Raw genomic sequence first — 16,574 nt, 5'->3', positions numbered from 1 at the left:
GACCCGCCCGGGTGTGGGGCTGACTTCTCTCGCTGGCAGAATCGGGCGTATGTCCCATGCTGCGTCTGACCCCTCCGCAGCCGGTTCCCAGCGACGCCCGCGCGTGCTCTCCGGGATCCAGCCGACGGCGGACTCCTTCCACTTCGGCAACTACCTCGGCGCGTTGCGGCAGTGGGTGGCTCTGCAGGACGACCACGACGCGTTCTACTGCGTCGTCGACCTGCACGCCATCACAGTGGAGTACGAGCCGAAGGCGCTCCGCGAGCGCACCCGCCGATCCGCGGCGCAGCTGCTCGCGGCGGGCATCGACCCGGAGCGGTCCACCTTGTTCGTCCAGTCGCAGGTGCCGGAGCACGCTCAGCTCGCCTGGGCGCTGTCCTGCATCACCGGCATGGGCGAGGCCAGCCGGATGACCCAGTTCAAGGACAAGACCGCGAAGGGCGGCGCCGACCGCGCCACGGTCGGCCTGTTCACGTACCCGATCCTGCAGGCCGCGGACATCCTGATCTACCAGGCCGACCGCGTCCCGGTGGGCGAGGACCAGCGCCAGCACGTGGAGCTGACCCGCGACCTGGCGCAGCGGTTCAACCACCGGTTCGGCAAGACCTTCCGGCTGCCCGAGGCGCACATCGTCAAGGAAACCGCGAAGATCTTCGACCTGCAGGACCCGTCGGCGAAGATGAGCAAGTCCAGCTCGTCACCGGCCGGCATCATCGACCTGCTGGACGACCCCAAGGCGAGTGCCAAGAAGATCCGCTCCGCGGTCACCGACTCCGGCCGGGACGTCGTCTTCGACGAGGAGAACAAGCCCGGCGTCGCGAACCTGCTGACCATCTACTCGGCCCTCACCGGCCGGAAGATCAGCGAGCTCGAGGACGAGTACGCGGGCCGTGGCTACGGCGACTTCAAGAAGGACCTGGCCGAGGTCGTGGTCGAGTTCGTCACCCCGTTCCGTGAGAAGACCCTCGGCTACCTGGACGACAAGGCCCAGCTGGACGCGATCCTGGCGCAAGGTGCCGAGCGCGCCCGCGCCGTCACCGCGCCGACCCTGGCCAAGGTGTACGACCGCCTCGGCTTCGTCGCCGGCCCGGCCACCGCATGACGACCATCGGTGTCGCGATTCCGATCGCGGAGCCGTACGGGACCGAGCTGCAGAAGTACCGGGCCGACTTCGGTGATCCGATGGCCGCGTCGATTCCGACCCATGTGACGCTGCTGCCGCCGACCGAGATCGCGGCGGACGACCTGGCGGCGATCGACGAGCACCTGCTCGCGGTCGCGGCCCGGTTCCCGAAGTTCCGGATCCGGCTGCGCGGCACGGCGACCTTCCGGCCGATCTCGCCGGTGGTGTTCGTACCGCTCGCGGAGGGCATCTCGTCCTGCGAGGTGCTGCAGTCGCAGGTCCGGTCCGGCCCGTTGCAGGTCGACCTCAAGTTCCCGTACCACCCCCATGTCACGGTCGCGCACGATCTGGGCAAGGACGCGCTGGACCGCGCGTACGACGCCCTGTCCGAGTACGACTGTGGGTTCGACGTGGAGTACTTCAGCCGGTACGAACACGGTGCCGACGGCGTGTGGCGCCCGCAACGATCGTTCCCGCTGGCAGGCTGACTCTCCTCGTCACGGGTACAGGAGAACGATGAAGACGCTCAAGGCCGCCTGGAAACGGTTCAGCCGTACGCAATTGTGGCGGGCGTGGAGCCGGTACGGTGACCGCCGGGGGAACCGGCTGGCCGGTGCGACCAGCTTCTTCGGGTTCCTGTCGCTGTTCCCGCTGATCGTGCTGGCGGCGGCGATCACCGGACCGCTGCTCGGCCCGCACGCGATCGCGGCGCTGAAGGACGCGATCCAGCAGAACCTGCCCGGGATCGGCAAGAACATCGACATCGACGGGCTGATCCAGCACGCCGGCACGATCGGGCTGATCTCGGGTGTGTCGCTGCTGCTCACCGGGCTCGGCTGGATCGACTCGATGCGGGCCTCGATCCGGTCCATGCACGAGCTGGACGACCAGCCCGGGAACGCGATCAAGCTGAAGCTGGCGGACCTGGCCGCGATGATCGGCCTCGGCCTGATCGGGCTGATCGCGACCGGCGCGTCGTCGGTGCTGACGGGCGTGTCGCAGCGCATCGTCAACGCCACCGACCTGTCCGGTACGTGGCTGGCGAACTGGGGTTTCGACCTGATCAGCATCGTCGTCGGGATCGCGGCCGGCGCGGTGCTCTTCCTGTACCTGGAGACTGCCCTGCCGCGGATCATCCTGCCGCGGAAGGTCGGTCTGATCGCCGCGCTGGCGGGTGGGGTGGTGTTCTACCTGGCCCAGAAGCTCGGCAACGTGTACGTGGACCACGTGATCGGGTCGAACGCCGCGTACGGAGCACTCGCACTTCCGCTGGCGCTCCTTGTCTGGATCTACCTGATGACCAGGGTGATCATGCTGATCGCAGCCTGGGCAAAGGAAGCAACCCTGGACGCCCGCGCAGCCGAGGAAGCCGAGGCGGCGCCGGCGGCGGAGGGTGGTGCGGCTCGGGCAGGGCAGCATGCCGAGGCCGGTGCGGCGGGGCAGCATGCCGGGGCCGCTCGGGTCGCGGCGCCAGGGCCGGCAGCCGAGGAGCCGTTGCTGCTCGGCCCGCCGGGAAAGCGCTACAAGGTGGTACCGATCCCGGCCCGCAAGGCAGACACAGTCGCGGTCGCCGCCGGCGCAGTGCTCGGCGCCACACTCACCACCCTCGCCGTCGGAGCCGTACGCGCCGCCCGCTCCGTCCGCCGACGCCCTTAGCGGCACCGGGCTAGTGGCGGCGGCCGCGGCGGAGGGAGCGGGGGCGGCGGAGGAAGAGGCCTAGTAGGAGGACGGGCGGGGCCGCGTAGAGCCAGATTGGGATTCGGAGGGCGAGGGACTGCATTGCCTGGCCGGGGCTGAGGACGGTGCGGCTGCGGGCGGGGCGGTCCGGGCCCGGCTCCGGGCCGCTGGGGGTGGTCTTGCTGTCGGAGGTGGTCTTCGGCGGCGCGGCGGCCGGCTTGACCAGCGTGCCGACCGGCTTGAGCTTGCCGTAGTTCGCGAACGCCCAGGTCAGCATGTTGCTGGCGTCCTCGGTGATCCCGTGCGGCGCGTTCATCATCGTCACCACCAGCGTGTGACCGTTCCGCCGGGCAGCACCGATGAACGTGTTCCGCGCCAGCGTCGTGTACCCGGTCTTCACGCCCAGCGCGCCGTCGTAGTTGAAGAGCAGCTTGTTCTGATTCGCGACCTGGTACGTGCCCTTGTTGCCCGCATTCGGGAAGTTCGTGAACTTCGTCGAGGCGTACTTGGCGAAGTCCGGCCGCGACAGCCCGGCCTGCGCGAACAACGCCAGGTCGTACGCGCTGGAGTACTGCCCATCAGCGTCCAGCCCGGTCGGATCGGTCACGTTCGTGTCCAGCGCGCCGAGGTCCTTGGCCTTCTGGTTCATCCGCTGGATGGTCGCCGGGATGCCGCCCTGGTCGTGGGCGCAGAGCGCATGCACGGCGTCGTTCCCGGAGGCCAGGAACATGCCCTGGAAGAGCAGGTCGACGGTGTAGTGCAGGCCCGGGTACACCCCGACCTTGCTGCCGATGATGCCCGCGTCGGCGTCCGAGCCGATCACCGGATCGGTCTTCTTCAACCGGGGCAGCAGCACCAGCGCGGTCAGCGTCTTGAGCGTACTGGCCGGGCGGAGCTTGGCGTGCGGGGCCTTGGCGGCGAGTACCTGACCGGTGTCCAGGTCGGCGACCACGAAGGCCGACGCCTGCACGGCCGGCGGCGACGCCCCCGTGGCGACCACCGTCGGCTTCGCGGTCAGCAGGTCGCCGCCGACCGGGCTCTGTAAGCCCTGGCCGGCGGCGGTCGCTGTCACAGGCCCGGCGGCCACCAGTGCGGCGGTCGCGCAAGCCGTCAGAAGCACACGCATCGGCCGCACTCTAGTTGGCGTACGGTCCAGATGTCACAAACGGGTCTCATGCACGATAGGCAGTCCACATGTTGCTGATCCGGGTTGACTGTCCCGGCGTGAACTGGTTGTAGCAGGAGTCGTACGAGTAATCCATGTAGTTGTGGATCGGGTCCAGGCCGGGCAGCGAGCAGGAGTCACGCCCGGTCGGGCAGCCGCTGGAAGCACTGCTCTGCGCGGGCGTGTCGGCCACCGAGTCGTTCGTACTCGTGCAACCGCCCTGGAACGTGTGGTACAGCCCGAACCAGTGCCCGGCCTCGTGGGACGCGGTCTTGCCGAGGTTGTAGTTGGTCGCCGATCCACCGGGCAGCGAGCTGTACTGCACCCGGATGCCGTCGATCGACGGGTTGCTCGCGTAGTCCCACGGGAAGGTCGCGATACCCAGGTAGGAGAAGTCGACGAGCCAGATGTTCAGCGCGTTCTTCCCGCCCTTGCGGGTCTGCGAGCGGTACGTGGTGCTCGCGCCGTCCCGGTGCCAGGTGTCGTTGTTGTACCGGTACGTACCGGCCAGGGTGAAGGTGAATCCGGTGTTGGCGGCCTGGGACGACTCACCGCCGGCGAAGTTCTGGTTCAGCTCGGCGATCTGGTTGCTGATCTGGGTGGCGGTGACATCGCCGGCGCCGCTGGCGCTGCGCATCACGTGGATGTACACCGGCACGGTCGCGGCCGCCAGCTTGCCGGCCTTCGGCGCGAGTCCACGGGCCTGCTTGGCCTTCAGGATCTGCGCGGTCCGGGCCTCGATGGCCTTCTGCTCGGCCACCGACAGGTCCCGGTGGTCGGCGCCGAAGCCACCACGAGCGGCAGCGCCTTCCTCAGGCGTGAAGCAGGCTGGATTGCCGGTCTGATCGGCAGGCAACTGCGCGTTGGCCTGCCCTCCGAGCGGACTGAACATCATTGCCGTACCGGCGAGCATGACTGCCAATACGCGGGGGCGGGTAACGAAAGATCGCATCGCGGTCCTCCTGAATTGGGCCGCTTGGGCGGTGCGGCCGAATCCGGAGATTTTCGCCGTGATTCCGCACAGTGCCAACCCGTTCACTGACAGTTCAGTGCCACGGCACCGCCCCGCCTGCCGTTGACACCGGTGAGCCCCGCCTGCGTCAATGGACTGTACGTAGACCAATAAACTCCAGGAGTGGCCGTGCTGAGTGTCGGTGAGTTGCGGAGGCTGGTTGAAGGAGGCGTGGTCGACACGGTGCTGGTGGCGATCGTGGACATGCAGGGCCGGTTGCAGGGCAAGCGGTGCGGAGCTCGGTACTTCCTCGAAGAGGTACTGAAGGACGGAACCGAGGGGTGCAACTACCTGCTCGCGGTGGACGTGGACATGAATACCGTCGACGGGTACGCGATGTCGTCCTGGGAGCGCGGGTACGGGGACCTGGTGATGGCCCCGGATCTGGACACGCTGCGGCTGCTGCCCTGGCTCGAAGGCACGGCCCTGGTGATGTGTGACGTGGAGTGGCTGGACGGTACGCCCGTGCTCGCCTCGCCCCGGCAGGTGCTGCGGCGACAACTGGAGCGCCTCGCGGAGAGGGACCTGGTCGCGTACGTCGGGACCGAGCTTGAGTTCATCGTCTTCGACGACACCTTCGAATCGGCCTGGGACAAGCGGTACCGCGACCTCACGCCCGCGAATCAGTACAACGTCGACTACTCGCTGCTCGGTACGTCCCGGATCGAGCCGCTGCTCCGTGACATCCGCAACGGGATGACCGGCGCCGGCCTGTACGTGGAGTCCGCGAAAGGTGAATGCAACCTCGGTCAGCACGAGATCGCCTTCCGGTACGCCGAAGCGCTGGCGACCTGCGACAACCATTCGATCTACAAGACCGGTGCGAAAGAGATCGCCGCCAGACATGGCAAGAGCCTCACGTTCATGGCGAAGTACGACGAACGCGAGGGCAACTCCTGCCACATCCATCTGAGTTTCCGGTCCACCGACGGTGCTGCCGTACTCGCCGGTGATCGCGACCACGGGTTCTCCCGGCTGATGGAGCACTTCATCGCCGGCCAGCTCGCCTGCCTGACCGAGTTCACCTACCTGCTGGCCCCGAACATCAACTCCTACAAGCGCTTCGCGAAAGGCAGCTTCGCGCCGACCGCGATCGCGTGGGGCCTCGACAACCGCACTTGCGCGTTGCGCGTGGTCGGTCACGGCGATTCGCTCCGGGTCGAGAACCGGGTCCCCGGCGGTGACGTGAACCCGTACCTCGCGGTCTCGGCGATCGTCGCGGCCGGGCTGCACGGCATCGAGAACGAGCTGGAGCTCGAGCCGCTGCTGGAGGGCAACGCGTACGAGTCCGACAAGGAGCACGTACCGGCGACGTTGCGCGAGGCAGCCGCCTTGTTCACCGGGTCGAAGCTGGCGCGGACGGCGTTCGGTGACGAGATGGTCGACCACTACGCGAACGCGGCGCGGATCGAGCTCGACGCGTACGACGCCGCCGTCACCGACTGGGAGCGGGTCCGTGGTTTCGAACGCCTCTGACCGGCCGCGCATCGGCATCACCACGTACCTGGAACCCGCCACCTGGGGGATCTGGCAACGCGAAGCGGCCCTGCTTCCCCGCGTCTACCTGGAGGCGGTGGTCGCAGCCGGTGGCACGCCGCTCCTGCTCCCGCCGATCGGCACCGATCCCTCGATCCTGGAGATGCTGGACGGGCTCATCATCTCCGGCGGTTGCGACGTCGACCCGGCCGCGTACGGCGCGACGCCGCATCCGGAAACCGTTGACACGCGACCAAACCGGGACGACCACGAACAACAACTCGTGCACGCCGCGCTCACCAAAGACCTTCCGCTGCTCGCGATCTGTCGCGGCTTGCAGGTGCTGAACGTTGCGCTCGGCGGCACCCTGCACCAGCACCTTCCGGAAGTCATTGCCCACGACAACCATCGACCCGCGCCGGCTGTCTTCGGCACGACCGAGGTGAAGATCGAGCCGGGCACGCTGACGAACCGCATCCTCGGCGACCGGACCACCGGCAGTTGCTACCACCACCAGGCCCTGGACAAGATCGCGCCCGGCCTGAAGGTGACTGCCCGCGCCGGCGACGGCACGATCGAGGCGGCCGAAGTGCGGGACCGCGCCTTCGCCCTCGGCGTCCAGTGGCACCCGGAGGAAACCCCCGATGACCTGCGGCTGTTCACAGCCCTGATCAGGAGCACCAGATGACGTACGACGTGATCAACCCGGCCACCGAGAAGGTGATCCGGACCATCGAACTCGCCTCGGAAGCCGACGCCGACGCCGCGATCGCCCGCGCCGCAAAGGCCTTCGAAACTTGGCGAAACGTCGCACCGGCCGACCGCGGTCGGCTACTGCGCAGGTTCGCCGACGCGGTCGACCAGGACCTGGAGAACCTGGCCACGATCGAGGTCGAGAACGCCGGCCACACCATCGGCAACGCCCGCTGGGAAGCCGGCAACGTCCGCGACGTCCTCACCTACTACTCGGCCGCGCCGGAACGCCTGTTCGGCCGGCAGATCCCAGTTGCCGGAGGCATCGATCTCACCTTCCAGGAACCACTCGGAGTGGTCGGCGTCATCGTGCCCTGGAACTTCCCGATGCCGATCGCCGGCTGGGGATTCGCCCCGGCGCTGGCAGCCGGCAACACCGTCGTACTCAAACCCGCCGAGCTCACCCCGCTGACCGCGATCCGGCTCGGCGAACTCGCGCTGGAAGCCGGCCTGCCACCCGGTGTCCTCGAAGTCGTCGCCGGCAAGGGAACCGTGGTCGGACAACGTTTCGTCACTCATCCGGCGGTGCGGAAGATCGTCTTCACCGGATCGACGACGGTCGGGAAGCAGATCATGGCCGGGTGTGCGGACCAGGTGAAGCGCGTGACGCTCGAGCTGGGCGGCAAGTCCGCGAACATCGTGTTCGCCGACGCGGATCTGGAGAAGGCGGCCGCGCAAGCGCCGTACGGCGTGTTCGACAACGCCGGGCAGGACTGCTGCGCACGCAGCCGGATCCTGGTCGAGCGGACCGCGTACGACCGGTTCATGGAGCTGCTCGAACCGGCGGTCCAGAGCTTCAAGGTTGGTGATCCCAACGATCCGGCGACGGAGATGGGTCCGCTGATCTCGCGACAGCAACTCGAACGCGTCGCGGCGTACGTCGAGAACCCCGCCTTTCAAGGGACCGCACCGTCCGGCGACGGGTACTGGTTCCCGCCGACCGTGCTCGCGCCGCCGTCCGCCCGCGCCGCCCAGGAGGAGATCTTCGGCCCGGTGGTCGCGGTGATCCCGTTCGCGGACGAGGCCGACGCGCTCCGGATCGCGAACGACAGCGAGTACGGACTGTCCGGCTCGATCTGGACCAGGGACCTCGGCCGGGCGATCCGGGCCGGCCGTGGCGTCGAGGCCGGCAACCTCTCGATCAACTCCAACTCGTCGGTCCGGTACTCGACGCCGTTCGGCGGTTACAAGCAGTCCGGCCTCGGCCGGGAGCTGGGCCCGGACGCGCTGGCCGCGTTCACCGAAACCAAGAACATCTTCATCTCCACGGAGGACTGAATGGACGTTAACGCTCATCGACTCGAGGGCCGGGTCGCCGTGGTGACCGGGGGCGCCAGCGGGATCGGCCTGGCCACGGTCCGGCGGCTCGCCGCGGAGGGCGCGCACATCGTGATCGGCGACGTCGACCCGGTCGCGGGCAAGGATGCCGCGGATGCGGCCGGCGGCCTGTTCGTGGCAACCGATGTCACCGATCAGGCGGCGGTCGAGCATCTCTTCAAGCAGGCGTTCGACACGTACGGCGCGGTGGACATCGCGTTCAACAACGCGGGCATCTCGCCGCCGGACGACGCCTCGATCCTGGACACCGGGCTGGAGGCGTGGCGGAAGGTCCAGGAGGTGAATCTGACCTCGGTGTACCTGTGCTGCAAGGCCGCGATCCCGTACATGCAGCGCCAGGGCAAGGGCTCGATCATCAACACCGCGTCGTTCGTCGCGGTGATGGGCGCGGCGACCTCCCAGATCTCGTACTCGGCGTCGAAGGGCGGCGTCCTGGCGATGAGCCGCGAGCTCGGCGTCGAGTTCGCCCGCCAGGGCATCCGGGTGAACGCGCTCTGCCCCGGCCCGGTGAACACGCCGCTGCTCACCGAGCTGTTCGCGAAGGACCCGGAACGCGCCCAGCGCCGGCTCGTCCACGTCCCGATGGGCCGCTTCGGCGAACCGGACGAAATCGCCGCGGCCGTCGCCTTCCTGGCCAGCGACGACAGCTCCTTCATCACCGCCAACACCTTCCTCGTCGACGGCGGCATCTCAGGCGCATACGTGACTCCGCTCTAGTCTGGTCTCATGGTCGTTCAGGCAGACGAGGCGGTGTTTCGGCCGGTGCGGGCCGGGAACCCGTTCGAGGAGACGGTCGAGCGGTTGCTGCAGGCAATCAAGCTCGGCGTCGTCGGGCCGGGCGACCGGTTGCCGCCGGAGCGTGAGCTGGCGGCCCGGCTGAGCGTCAGCCGGGTCACCCTCCGGGAGGCGATCCACGCGCTCACCGAGGCCGGGTACGTCGAGTCGCGCCGCGGCCGGTACGGGGGCACGTTCGTCAACGCACAGTTGCCGAAACCGCCTCGTACGCCGGCCAAACGCATCGCCCGCGACCTGGCCGACGGCCTGGAGGACGCGCTGACCTTGCGCAACGTGCTGGAAACCGGCGCCGCGGAGGCCGCCGCATCCCGGGAGCTGACGACGGCCGAGCAGAACCACCTCCGCCGCTGCCTGGACGAGAACGCCGCCGCCAGCTTGACCGACTACCGCCGGCTGGACTCGCGCCTGCACCTCGCAGTCGCGGAGGTGACCGGATCGCCGTCGCTGACGTCCGCGGTCGCCGACGTACGGATGCGCCTGAACGAACTGCTCGACGCGATCCCGCTGCTGGAACGCAACATCGCGCACTCGAACGTGCAGCACGCGGTGATCGTCGCCGCGATCCTGACCGGCGACCCGGCCGCCGCCCGCCGCGCCATGCAGGAACACCTCTCCGGCACGGCCGCCCTGCTGCGCGCCTTCCTGGCCTGAGCGCCAGGCCCAGGACCGAGCGGGCCGAGAAGTCCGCTGATTCCTTGACAGCCGATGTGACGCATGCCTCAATGAGCTAAAGGTCTGCGGGGAGACCATTGCGGCGTACGGCTGTGCCGAGGAGGCCCCAGTGAGCGAGGAACTGTCCGCATCCGCCCCGATGACCGACGACGAGAAACGCCTGCACCAGTTGGGTTATGCCCAGGAACTGTCCCGGACCATGTCCGGGTTCTCGAACTTCGCGGTGTCGTTCACGATCATCTCGATCCTGTCCGGCTGCCTGACCCTGTACGGCTTCGGGATGAACACCGGCGGCCCGGTGCTGATCGTCTGGGGCTGGCCGGTGGTCGGGCTGATGACCTTGTTCGTCGGGCTCGCGATGGCCGAGGTCTGCTCCAGCTACCCGACCGCCGGCGGCCTGTACTACTGGGCGGCCAAACTCGCCCCGTCCAACGGCGCGGCCTGGTCCTGGTTCACCGGCTGGTTCAACTTCCTCGGCCAGGTCGCGGTGACGGCCGGTATCGACTTCGGCGCGGCGTTCTTCCTGAACGCGTTCCTGGACCTGCAGTTCGGTTTCAGCGCGACGCCCGGCCACACCATCCTGCTGTTCGGCATCATCCTGCTCGTCCACGCGCTGCTGAACTCACTCGGCGTACGCCTGGTGGCCAAACTGAACGACATCAGCGTCTGGTGGCACATCCTCGGCGTCCTGTTCATCGTCGGCGCGCTCGTGATCGTGCCGGACAAGCACCAGTCGGCCTCGTTCGTGTTCGGGCATTTCGTCAACAACACCGGCTGGGGATCGACCTTCTACGTGGCGCTGCTCGGCCTGCTGCTCGCCCAGTACACGTTCACCGGGTACGACGCGTCGGCGCACATGACCGAGGAGACCAAGGACGCGGCTCGCTCCGGGCCGCGCGGGATCGTGATGTCGATCATCGTCTCGCTGGTGGCCGGCTGGGTGCTGCTGATCGGCCTGACCTTCGCGATCCAGAGCTACGACGGCGCACTCGGCAGCAAGACCGGCGTACCGCCCGCGCAGATCTTCATCGACGCGGTCGGATCGGTGACCGGCAAGATCCTGCTGCTCGTGGTGATCGGCGCGCAGCTGTTCTGCGGAATGTCGTCGGTGACAGCCAACTCGCGGATGATCTACGCGTTCTCCCGCGACGGCGCGCTGCCCGGTTCGAAGCTCTGGCACCGGATCAATCACCGCACCCGGACACCGACCAACGCGATCTGGCTGGCCGCCGGCGGCGCGTTCGTCCTCGGCCTCCCGTACCTGTGGAATGCGACCGCGTACGCAGCGGTGACCTCGATCGCGGTCATCGGCCTCTACATCGCGTACGTACTGCCGACACTGCTCCGGCTGCTGCAGGGCGACCGTTTCCAGCCGGGACCGTGGCACCTCGGCCGCTGGAGCCGCCCGATCGGGATCGTCGCGATCGTCTGGGTCTGTTTCATCACGATCCTGTTCATGCTGCCGCAGGTCAGCCCGGTGACCGGTAGCACGTTCAACTACACACCGGTCGCGGTCCTGGTCGTGCTCGGCTTCGCGGCCGCGTACTGGTTCATCTCGGCGCGGCACTGGTTCACCGGCCCGAAAGTGCAGGGTACGGAGGCCGAACTGGCCGCGATCGAGCGTGATCTGGAGGCGATCTAGCCCGGTGGACCGCCGGGGGACCGCCGGGAGACCGTTCGGTGCCCCGGCACGATCGTGCCGCTCCGACTGCTCGGAACTGAGCAGTGGTCGATGACAGGATGGTGACCAGTAACTTTCCTCATGTGACACTCGCCGTGTCGAACGGACAATCTCTGTGATACTCGGCGAAGGCCGCATAAATGAAGGGTTGGCCTTCGAGGAGACTGATGACTGACGAGCTGGTCGGACGTACAGCGCTGGTCGAGCGTGCTACCAAGCAGCTCGAGACCAGTGGCAGCGTGCTGCTGTACGGCCCGACCGGCATCGGCAAGTCGGCGCTCGGTCGCGCGCTGGTCGCGGACCTCGGCCGGAAGGGCTGCCGGATCCTGAGCGCCGCGCCGTCCAACTCCGAGGCGGGCCTGCCGTACGTCACGCTGCTCGATCTGCTGTCCAACCAGCTCGACTTCTGCTGGCAGGTGCTGCCGGACCATCTCCGCCAGCCGCTTGAGGTCGCCCTGCTCAAGGCCAGCGCTCCGGATACGGTGCGTGACGAGCTGGCGGTGCGGCTCGCCGTACTGCATGTGCTTCGGCGACTCGCCGCGACCGGACCGGTCCTGCTGGTCGTGGACGACATCCAGTGGGTCGACCCGTCCAGCCTGGAGGTGCTCACGTTCTGTGCGCGCCGATTGTCCGAAGGCGTACACATGCTGGCGACCGAACAGGTCGCCGACGGTGATCTCCCGGTCATGGCCGAGGCGTGCCCGGAGCCGGCCCTGCAGCTGGAGGTCCCGCCGCTGACAGAGCCGGATGTACTCGGACTGCTCCGCCAGCGACTGTCCAACCCGTTGCCGGTGCGTACGGCCCGCCGGATCTTCACCGCGAGCGCCGGCAACCCGTTCATGGCCCTGGAGCTCGGCCGGGCCGTGCTGCGGCACCCGAAGAACGTCTCGCCGAACGACCCGCTCCCGGTGTCGAGCCGGCTGAAGACGCTGCTCGGCGAGCGGCTCTCCGACCTGACCCCATGCGCGCACGAGCTGCTCCTGCACGCCGCCTCGTCACCGCGCCCGACCACAACCCAGCTGGCCGGTTCACTCGGTCGCCCGATCGACGCCGAGCTGGCCGAGGCCGAGACGCTTGGGCTGATCGACATCTCGGCCGAGCGGCTCCGCTTCACCCACCCGCTGCTGCGCGAGTTCGTGTACGCCGAAGCAACGTCGGCCGCCCGTCGCCAGGCGCATGCCCAACTCGCGGCCGTGGTCGACGAACCGGTGGAGAACGCGACCCACCGCGCGCTGGCCACCCAGGAAGCCGACGCGGAGCTCGCCGGCACCATCGAGGACGCGGCCACCGTCGCCGCCGGTCGTGGCGCGCCCGGTGCAGCCGCGACGCTGTGGCGGTTGAGCGCGGACCGTACGCCAGGAACGCAGCCGGATGAGCGTGCCCGCCGGCTGACCCGGGCCGCCGACGACGCCGCGGCCGCCGGTCATCTGGCCGAGTCCGCCGACATGGCGCGGCTCGCCGTACAGACCGCGACGACCGCCGAGACCAAGGTGCCGGCGCTGTTGCTGTGCGCGGACGCGGTCTGGCCGGAGCGGGATCGCCGGGTGGAGCTGCTGTCGGAGGCGTTCGCGGCGGCCGAGGGCGATCAGCGGCTGGAGGCACGGGTACGGATCGAGCGCAGCCACAGCCAGTACTTTGATCGCAGTCTCGATGACGCGCTGGACGATGCCCGGACCGCCGAGGAGCTGGCCCGTGCGGCCGGTGACACCGAGGCGGTGGTGGATGCGCTGAGCGCGTTCAGCTCGGTGCTGATGGCCCGCGACGCGGGTCAGTCCGCCGATGCCGTGCTGCAGCAGGCGGCCGAGCTCGCGCAGGGCCTGCCGCTCACCCGGTCGGTCGTCAACGCCCGCCAGATGGCCGCGATGCAAGAGCTGTTCCACGGGCGTACGGCGCCCGCGATCGCCGCGATCAACGCGCTGGTGGACGAGGTACGTGAGCACGGCGCGATGCGCTGGCTGGCCTCCGTACTGATCTCCGCGACCGCGATCTACGAGCGCAGTGGCCGGGGCGCGGACGCGCTCGCCGCGGGGCACGAGTGCTACCAGTTGATGCAGGACATCGGTGACGAGCCCGAGGTCGGGCAGGTCGTGGCGGCCCGCGCCGAGTGGGCCGGCGGCACGGCAGCGATCGGCCGGCAGCTTGCCGAAGCCGCGCTGGACGGCGTCCGCCAGGCCGGGAACGACGAGTGGACCGGTCCGGCGCTGGCCAGCCTCGGCCTGATCGGCGTACTCACCGGCGATCCGCAGCGCGCGGTCGAGGCGTTCGACGCGATCGCTGCATCGGGCGAGGCGGCGATGCCGTACGACCCGGCCGTGATTCCGTGGCACGCGGACTACGCCGAGGCGCTGGTCGCGGCCGGCCGGCTGGACGACGCGGCCGCGCTGATCGCCGACATCCGGTGCCGCGCGCAGAACCTGGACCGCGCCGTGATCCTGATCGGCCTGGCTCGCTCCGAGGCGTTGCTGATCGCCAAGCAGGGCGACCCGGCCGCCGCGCTGGACCTGCTCGAGGAGACGATCCGGACCGCGGGGGACCGGGTCTACCCGCTGGACCTGGCCCGCTGCGAGCTCACCCGCGGCCGGGTCGCCCGGCAGGCCCGCCGCCGCTCGGTCGCCCGGACCGCGTTCCTGGACGCGATCGAGCAGTTCGAGGCGTACGGAGCGCCGGCCTGGCGTGAGGTCGCCGAGACCGAGCTGGCCAGGCTGGACGTACCGAGCCGGACCCGGCAGCCGTCCGAGCTGACCGACAACGAGCAGCAGATCGTCGCGATGGTCCGCGACGGCTCCACCAACCGCGAGATCGCCGCCGCGCTGTACCTGTCGGTGAAGGCGGTCGAGTCCCAGCTGACCCGCCTCTACCGCCGCTTCGGCGTCGCCAACCGCACCCAGCTGCTGAGGACCGTGGATCGCCCCGGTAACAATGGCTAGGTGAAGCTCGAAAAGAAGCACGCTTTTGTCCTGCTCGGTATCGCCGCCTGGAACGTGATCACGTACGTCCGCTTCATCAAGGCGCTCATCGACACCGAGGACCGTCCGACTGGGTACTACGTCGCGCACACGATCCTGATCATCGTGAACCTGCTGATCGCGGCGCTGCTCGGGACGTGGGGCGTTCGCGCGTACAAGGGCTCCAAGGCTGCGCAAAACTCGCCGGTGTGACACCGAGCAGTTTCCGGAAGTGCCGGTTCAGGTGCGACTGGTCGTAGAACCCGGCCAGTGCCGCCACTTCCGCGGCCGGATGCCCGTCCAGCAGGTAGCGCCTGGCGAGATCGACCCGTCGGCCGGTCAGGTACCGGTGCGGCGGCAGCCCGTACTCGCGGCTGAACGCCCGGACCAGATGCGCCGGATGGGCATGCACCAGTCGCGACGCCTCTTCCAGCGTGATGCCCTCGGTGACATGCGCGTCCAGCAGTTCGCGGAGCCGCGCGGCCACCCCGGCGTCGTACCGGTCGGGTGGTGCGATCACGTTCCGCCGCAGGTGCTGTCCGAGGCGTTCCTCGATCAGCGTCAACCTGCTCTGTGCTTCCAGCTCCTCCTGGCCGTTCTCCAGTACGCCGTGCAGCTGGTGGATACGGTGCCGCAGCAGCGGGTCGACGTACTCCGGCTGATCCACGGCCGCGCCGATCAGGTCCACGCCGAGCCGCTCCGTCGCCAGGTACAGCACCCGCTTCCGGAAGCCCTCCGGCCGCACCGACCGCCCGTCGTGCGGCATGTGCGGCGGCAACAACGAGACCTGCGCCTGAGCCAGCCCGTGCTCCCGGTGATCCAGGTCGTACCGCACCGCGCCCTCGTCGACGATCAGCACGGTCCACGCGCCATGCGTGTGGCTCGGGTACGCGTGCGACGGGAAATGCGCATGCAGAACCTCGACGACCCCGGTCACCCCGGGCCGCCACGCCCGAACCGTGGCGCGACCGCTCATGGTCAGAACATACGCTCCCGCCACGCCTGAACCGTGGCGCGACCGCTCATGCCAGAACATACGCTCCAGGTTGTGAAGGTTTATCTGAGTGCGGACATGGAAGGCATCACCGGGGTCGTCGACGCGGAGGACGTGCAGCCGCCGGGGCGGGATTACGAGCGCGGGCGGCTGCTGATGACCGAGGACGTGAACGCCGCGGTGCGGGGCGCGTACGCGGCCGGTGCGACCGCCGTACTGGTGAACGACGCGCACGGCCCGATGCGCAACCTGCTGCCCGAACTGCTCGATCCGCGGGCCCGGCTGATCAAGGGCCGCCCGAAGCCGATGGGGATGATGGAGGGCCTGACTCCCGAGTACGACGCGGCGCTGTGCGTCGGCTTCCACGCGCGGGCGGGCGTGCTCGGCGTACTGAGTCACAGCTACATGGGCCACGAGATCGAGGACATGTGGCTGGACGACCGGGTGACCGGCGAGATCGGCATGTTCCACGCCGCATCGGCCGCGTACGGCGTACCGCTCGCGCTGCTCACCGGCGATGACACGGCCTGTGACGAGGCGACGGCGTGGGATCCGGCGATCGCGACCGTGCCGGTGAAGTTCGCCAAGGACCGGTTCGCGGCGCAACTCGTACCGGTCGGCGAGGCGCGTGAGGCCATCGAGACCACGACCGCCGCCGCCCTCACGGACCTACGGCTCGCAAAGCACGAGCCCGGCCAGCACACCCTCGCCGTACGCTGGCAATCCGCCTCGGTGGCCTCCCACCTCACCGCCATCCCCGGCGTCACCCGCCGCGACGACCGCACCGTCGTAGTCGAGGCGGACACCCTCCAGCTCTACCGCCTCTTCAACCTATTCCTCCGAGTCTGCACATCCATAACCGCAAACCCGCCCTACTGCTAACCCCCCCCAACCCCCCCCCCCCCCCCCCCCCCCCCCCCCCCCCCCCCCCCCCCCCCCCCCC

15 protein-coding genes are annotated in these 16,574 nt (G+C 68.9%); 12 read left to right on the top strand and 3 right to left on the bottom strand.

All coding sequences use genetic code 11. The features are described from left to right. The first annotated feature begins 49 nt into the window (after positions 1-49). Genes trpS through ABD260_RS32870 form a run of 3 tightly spaced genes read left to right on the top strand, consistent with a single transcriptional unit; the run spans position 50 to position 2,779 of the window. Positions 50-1,102, top strand: a complete 1,053-nt coding sequence (gene trpS, locus ABD260_RS32880; protein WP_344239991.1) for a tryptophan--tRNA ligase — start codon at positions 50-52, stop codon at positions 1,100-1,102. Continuing rightward, the gene (locus ABD260_RS32875) at positions 1,099-1,611 is read left to right on the top strand and encodes a 2'-5' RNA ligase family protein (RefSeq protein ID WP_344239990.1); all 513 of its coding nucleotides are present in this window, start codon (positions 1,099-1,101) and stop codon (positions 1,609-1,611) included. Before trpS ends, ABD260_RS32875 begins: the two co-directional genes overlap by 4 nt. Positions 1,612-1,639: 28 nt before the next feature. Next, positions 1,640-2,779 (top strand): YihY/virulence factor BrkB family protein, encoded by a 1,140-nt coding sequence (locus tag ABD260_RS32870; RefSeq protein WP_344239989.1) that lies wholly within the window; start codon positions 1,640-1,642, stop codon positions 2,777-2,779. Between the two features lie 10 nt (positions 2,780-2,789). Here the strand turns inward: ABD260_RS32870 and ABD260_RS32865 are convergent, their stop codons facing one another. Together ABD260_RS32865 and ABD260_RS32860 are read right to left on the bottom strand one after the other, a co-directional pair. Next, the gene (locus tag ABD260_RS32865) at positions 2,790-3,926 is read right to left on the bottom strand and encodes a D-alanyl-D-alanine carboxypeptidase family protein (protein WP_344239987.1); all 1,137 of its coding nucleotides are present in this window, start codon (positions 3,924-3,926) and stop codon (positions 2,790-2,792) included. 46 nt (positions 3,927-3,972) lie between these two features. Next, positions 3,973-4,917 (bottom strand): zinc metalloprotease, encoded by a 945-nt coding sequence (locus ABD260_RS32860; protein ID WP_344239985.1) that lies wholly within the window; start codon positions 4,915-4,917, stop codon positions 3,973-3,975. A 183-nt stretch (positions 4,918-5,100) separates the two neighbouring features. On the opposite strand from ABD260_RS32860, the gene ABD260_RS32855 reads away from it, so the two are divergent. The 8 genes from ABD260_RS32855 (at position 5,101) to ABD260_RS32820 (ending at position 14,850) form a co-directional block, all read left to right on the top strand. Then, positions 5,101-6,453 carry a glutamine synthetase family protein gene (locus ABD260_RS32855; protein WP_344239983.1) on the top strand — a complete coding sequence of 451 codons (1,353 nt, stop codon included), beginning with the start codon at positions 5,101-5,103 and terminating at the stop codon, positions 6,451-6,453. Beyond that, on the top strand, positions 6,434-7,141 hold the full coding sequence (locus ABD260_RS32850) for a gamma-glutamyl-gamma-aminobutyrate hydrolase family protein (RefSeq protein ID WP_344239981.1): 708 nt from the start codon (positions 6,434-6,436) through the stop codon (positions 7,139-7,141). Before ABD260_RS32855 ends, ABD260_RS32850 begins: the two co-directional genes overlap by 20 nt. Next, positions 7,138-8,484 (top strand): aldehyde dehydrogenase family protein, encoded by a 1,347-nt coding sequence (locus tag ABD260_RS32845; RefSeq protein WP_344239979.1) that lies wholly within the window; start codon positions 7,138-7,140, stop codon positions 8,482-8,484. The genes ABD260_RS32850 and ABD260_RS32845 overlap by 4 nt, the downstream gene beginning before the upstream one ends. Next, complete coding sequence (locus tag ABD260_RS32840) at positions 8,485-9,261, top strand: 3-oxoacyl-ACP reductase (protein ID WP_344239977.1); 777 nt, start codon at positions 8,485-8,487, stop codon at positions 9,259-9,261. Between the two features lie 9 nt (positions 9,262-9,270). Further along, a complete protein-coding gene (locus tag ABD260_RS32835; protein ID WP_344239975.1) occupies positions 9,271-9,990 on the top strand; it encodes a FadR/GntR family transcriptional regulator in 720 nt (239 codons plus the stop codon). 130 nt (positions 9,991-10,120) lie between these two features. Further along, the gene (locus tag ABD260_RS32830) at positions 10,121-11,653 is read left to right on the top strand and encodes an amino acid permease (RefSeq protein WP_344239973.1); all 1,533 of its coding nucleotides are present in this window, start codon (positions 10,121-10,123) and stop codon (positions 11,651-11,653) included. A 206-nt stretch (positions 11,654-11,859) separates the two neighbouring features. Continuing rightward, the gene (locus tag ABD260_RS32825) at positions 11,860-14,619 is read left to right on the top strand and encodes a helix-turn-helix transcriptional regulator (protein ID WP_344239971.1); all 2,760 of its coding nucleotides are present in this window, start codon (positions 11,860-11,862) and stop codon (positions 14,617-14,619) included. Beyond that, positions 14,620-14,850: an SCO4848 family membrane protein gene (locus ABD260_RS32820; protein WP_344239970.1), complete on the top strand. Its 231-nt coding sequence runs from the start codon at positions 14,620-14,622 to the stop codon at positions 14,848-14,850. It abuts the gene before it with no gap. Here ABD260_RS32820 and ABD260_RS32815 read toward each other — a convergent pair. Continuing rightward, positions 14,759-15,613 carry a helix-turn-helix transcriptional regulator gene (locus ABD260_RS32815; protein WP_344239969.1) on the bottom strand — a complete coding sequence of 285 codons (855 nt, stop codon included), beginning with the start codon at positions 15,611-15,613 and terminating at the stop codon, positions 14,759-14,761. The two genes, ABD260_RS32820 and ABD260_RS32815, sit on opposite strands and share 92 nt — an antisense overlap. A gap of 72 nt (positions 15,614-15,685) precedes the next feature. On the opposite strand from ABD260_RS32815, the gene ABD260_RS32810 reads away from it, so the two are divergent. After that, positions 15,686-16,513, top strand: a complete 828-nt coding sequence (locus tag ABD260_RS32810; RefSeq protein ID WP_344239968.1) for a M55 family metallopeptidase — start codon at positions 15,686-15,688, stop codon at positions 16,511-16,513. Positions 16,514-16,574 lie beyond the last annotated feature (61 nt).

Origin of the sequence: Kribbella hippodromi, from assembly GCF_039531045.1 — a bacterium.
Lineage (GTDB): Bacteria > Actinomycetota > Actinomycetes > Propionibacteriales > Kribbellaceae > Kribbella > Kribbella hippodromi.
The sequence above is the reverse complement of the archived record's forward strand: the minus strand, read 5'-3'. Positions and strand labels throughout refer to the sequence as shown.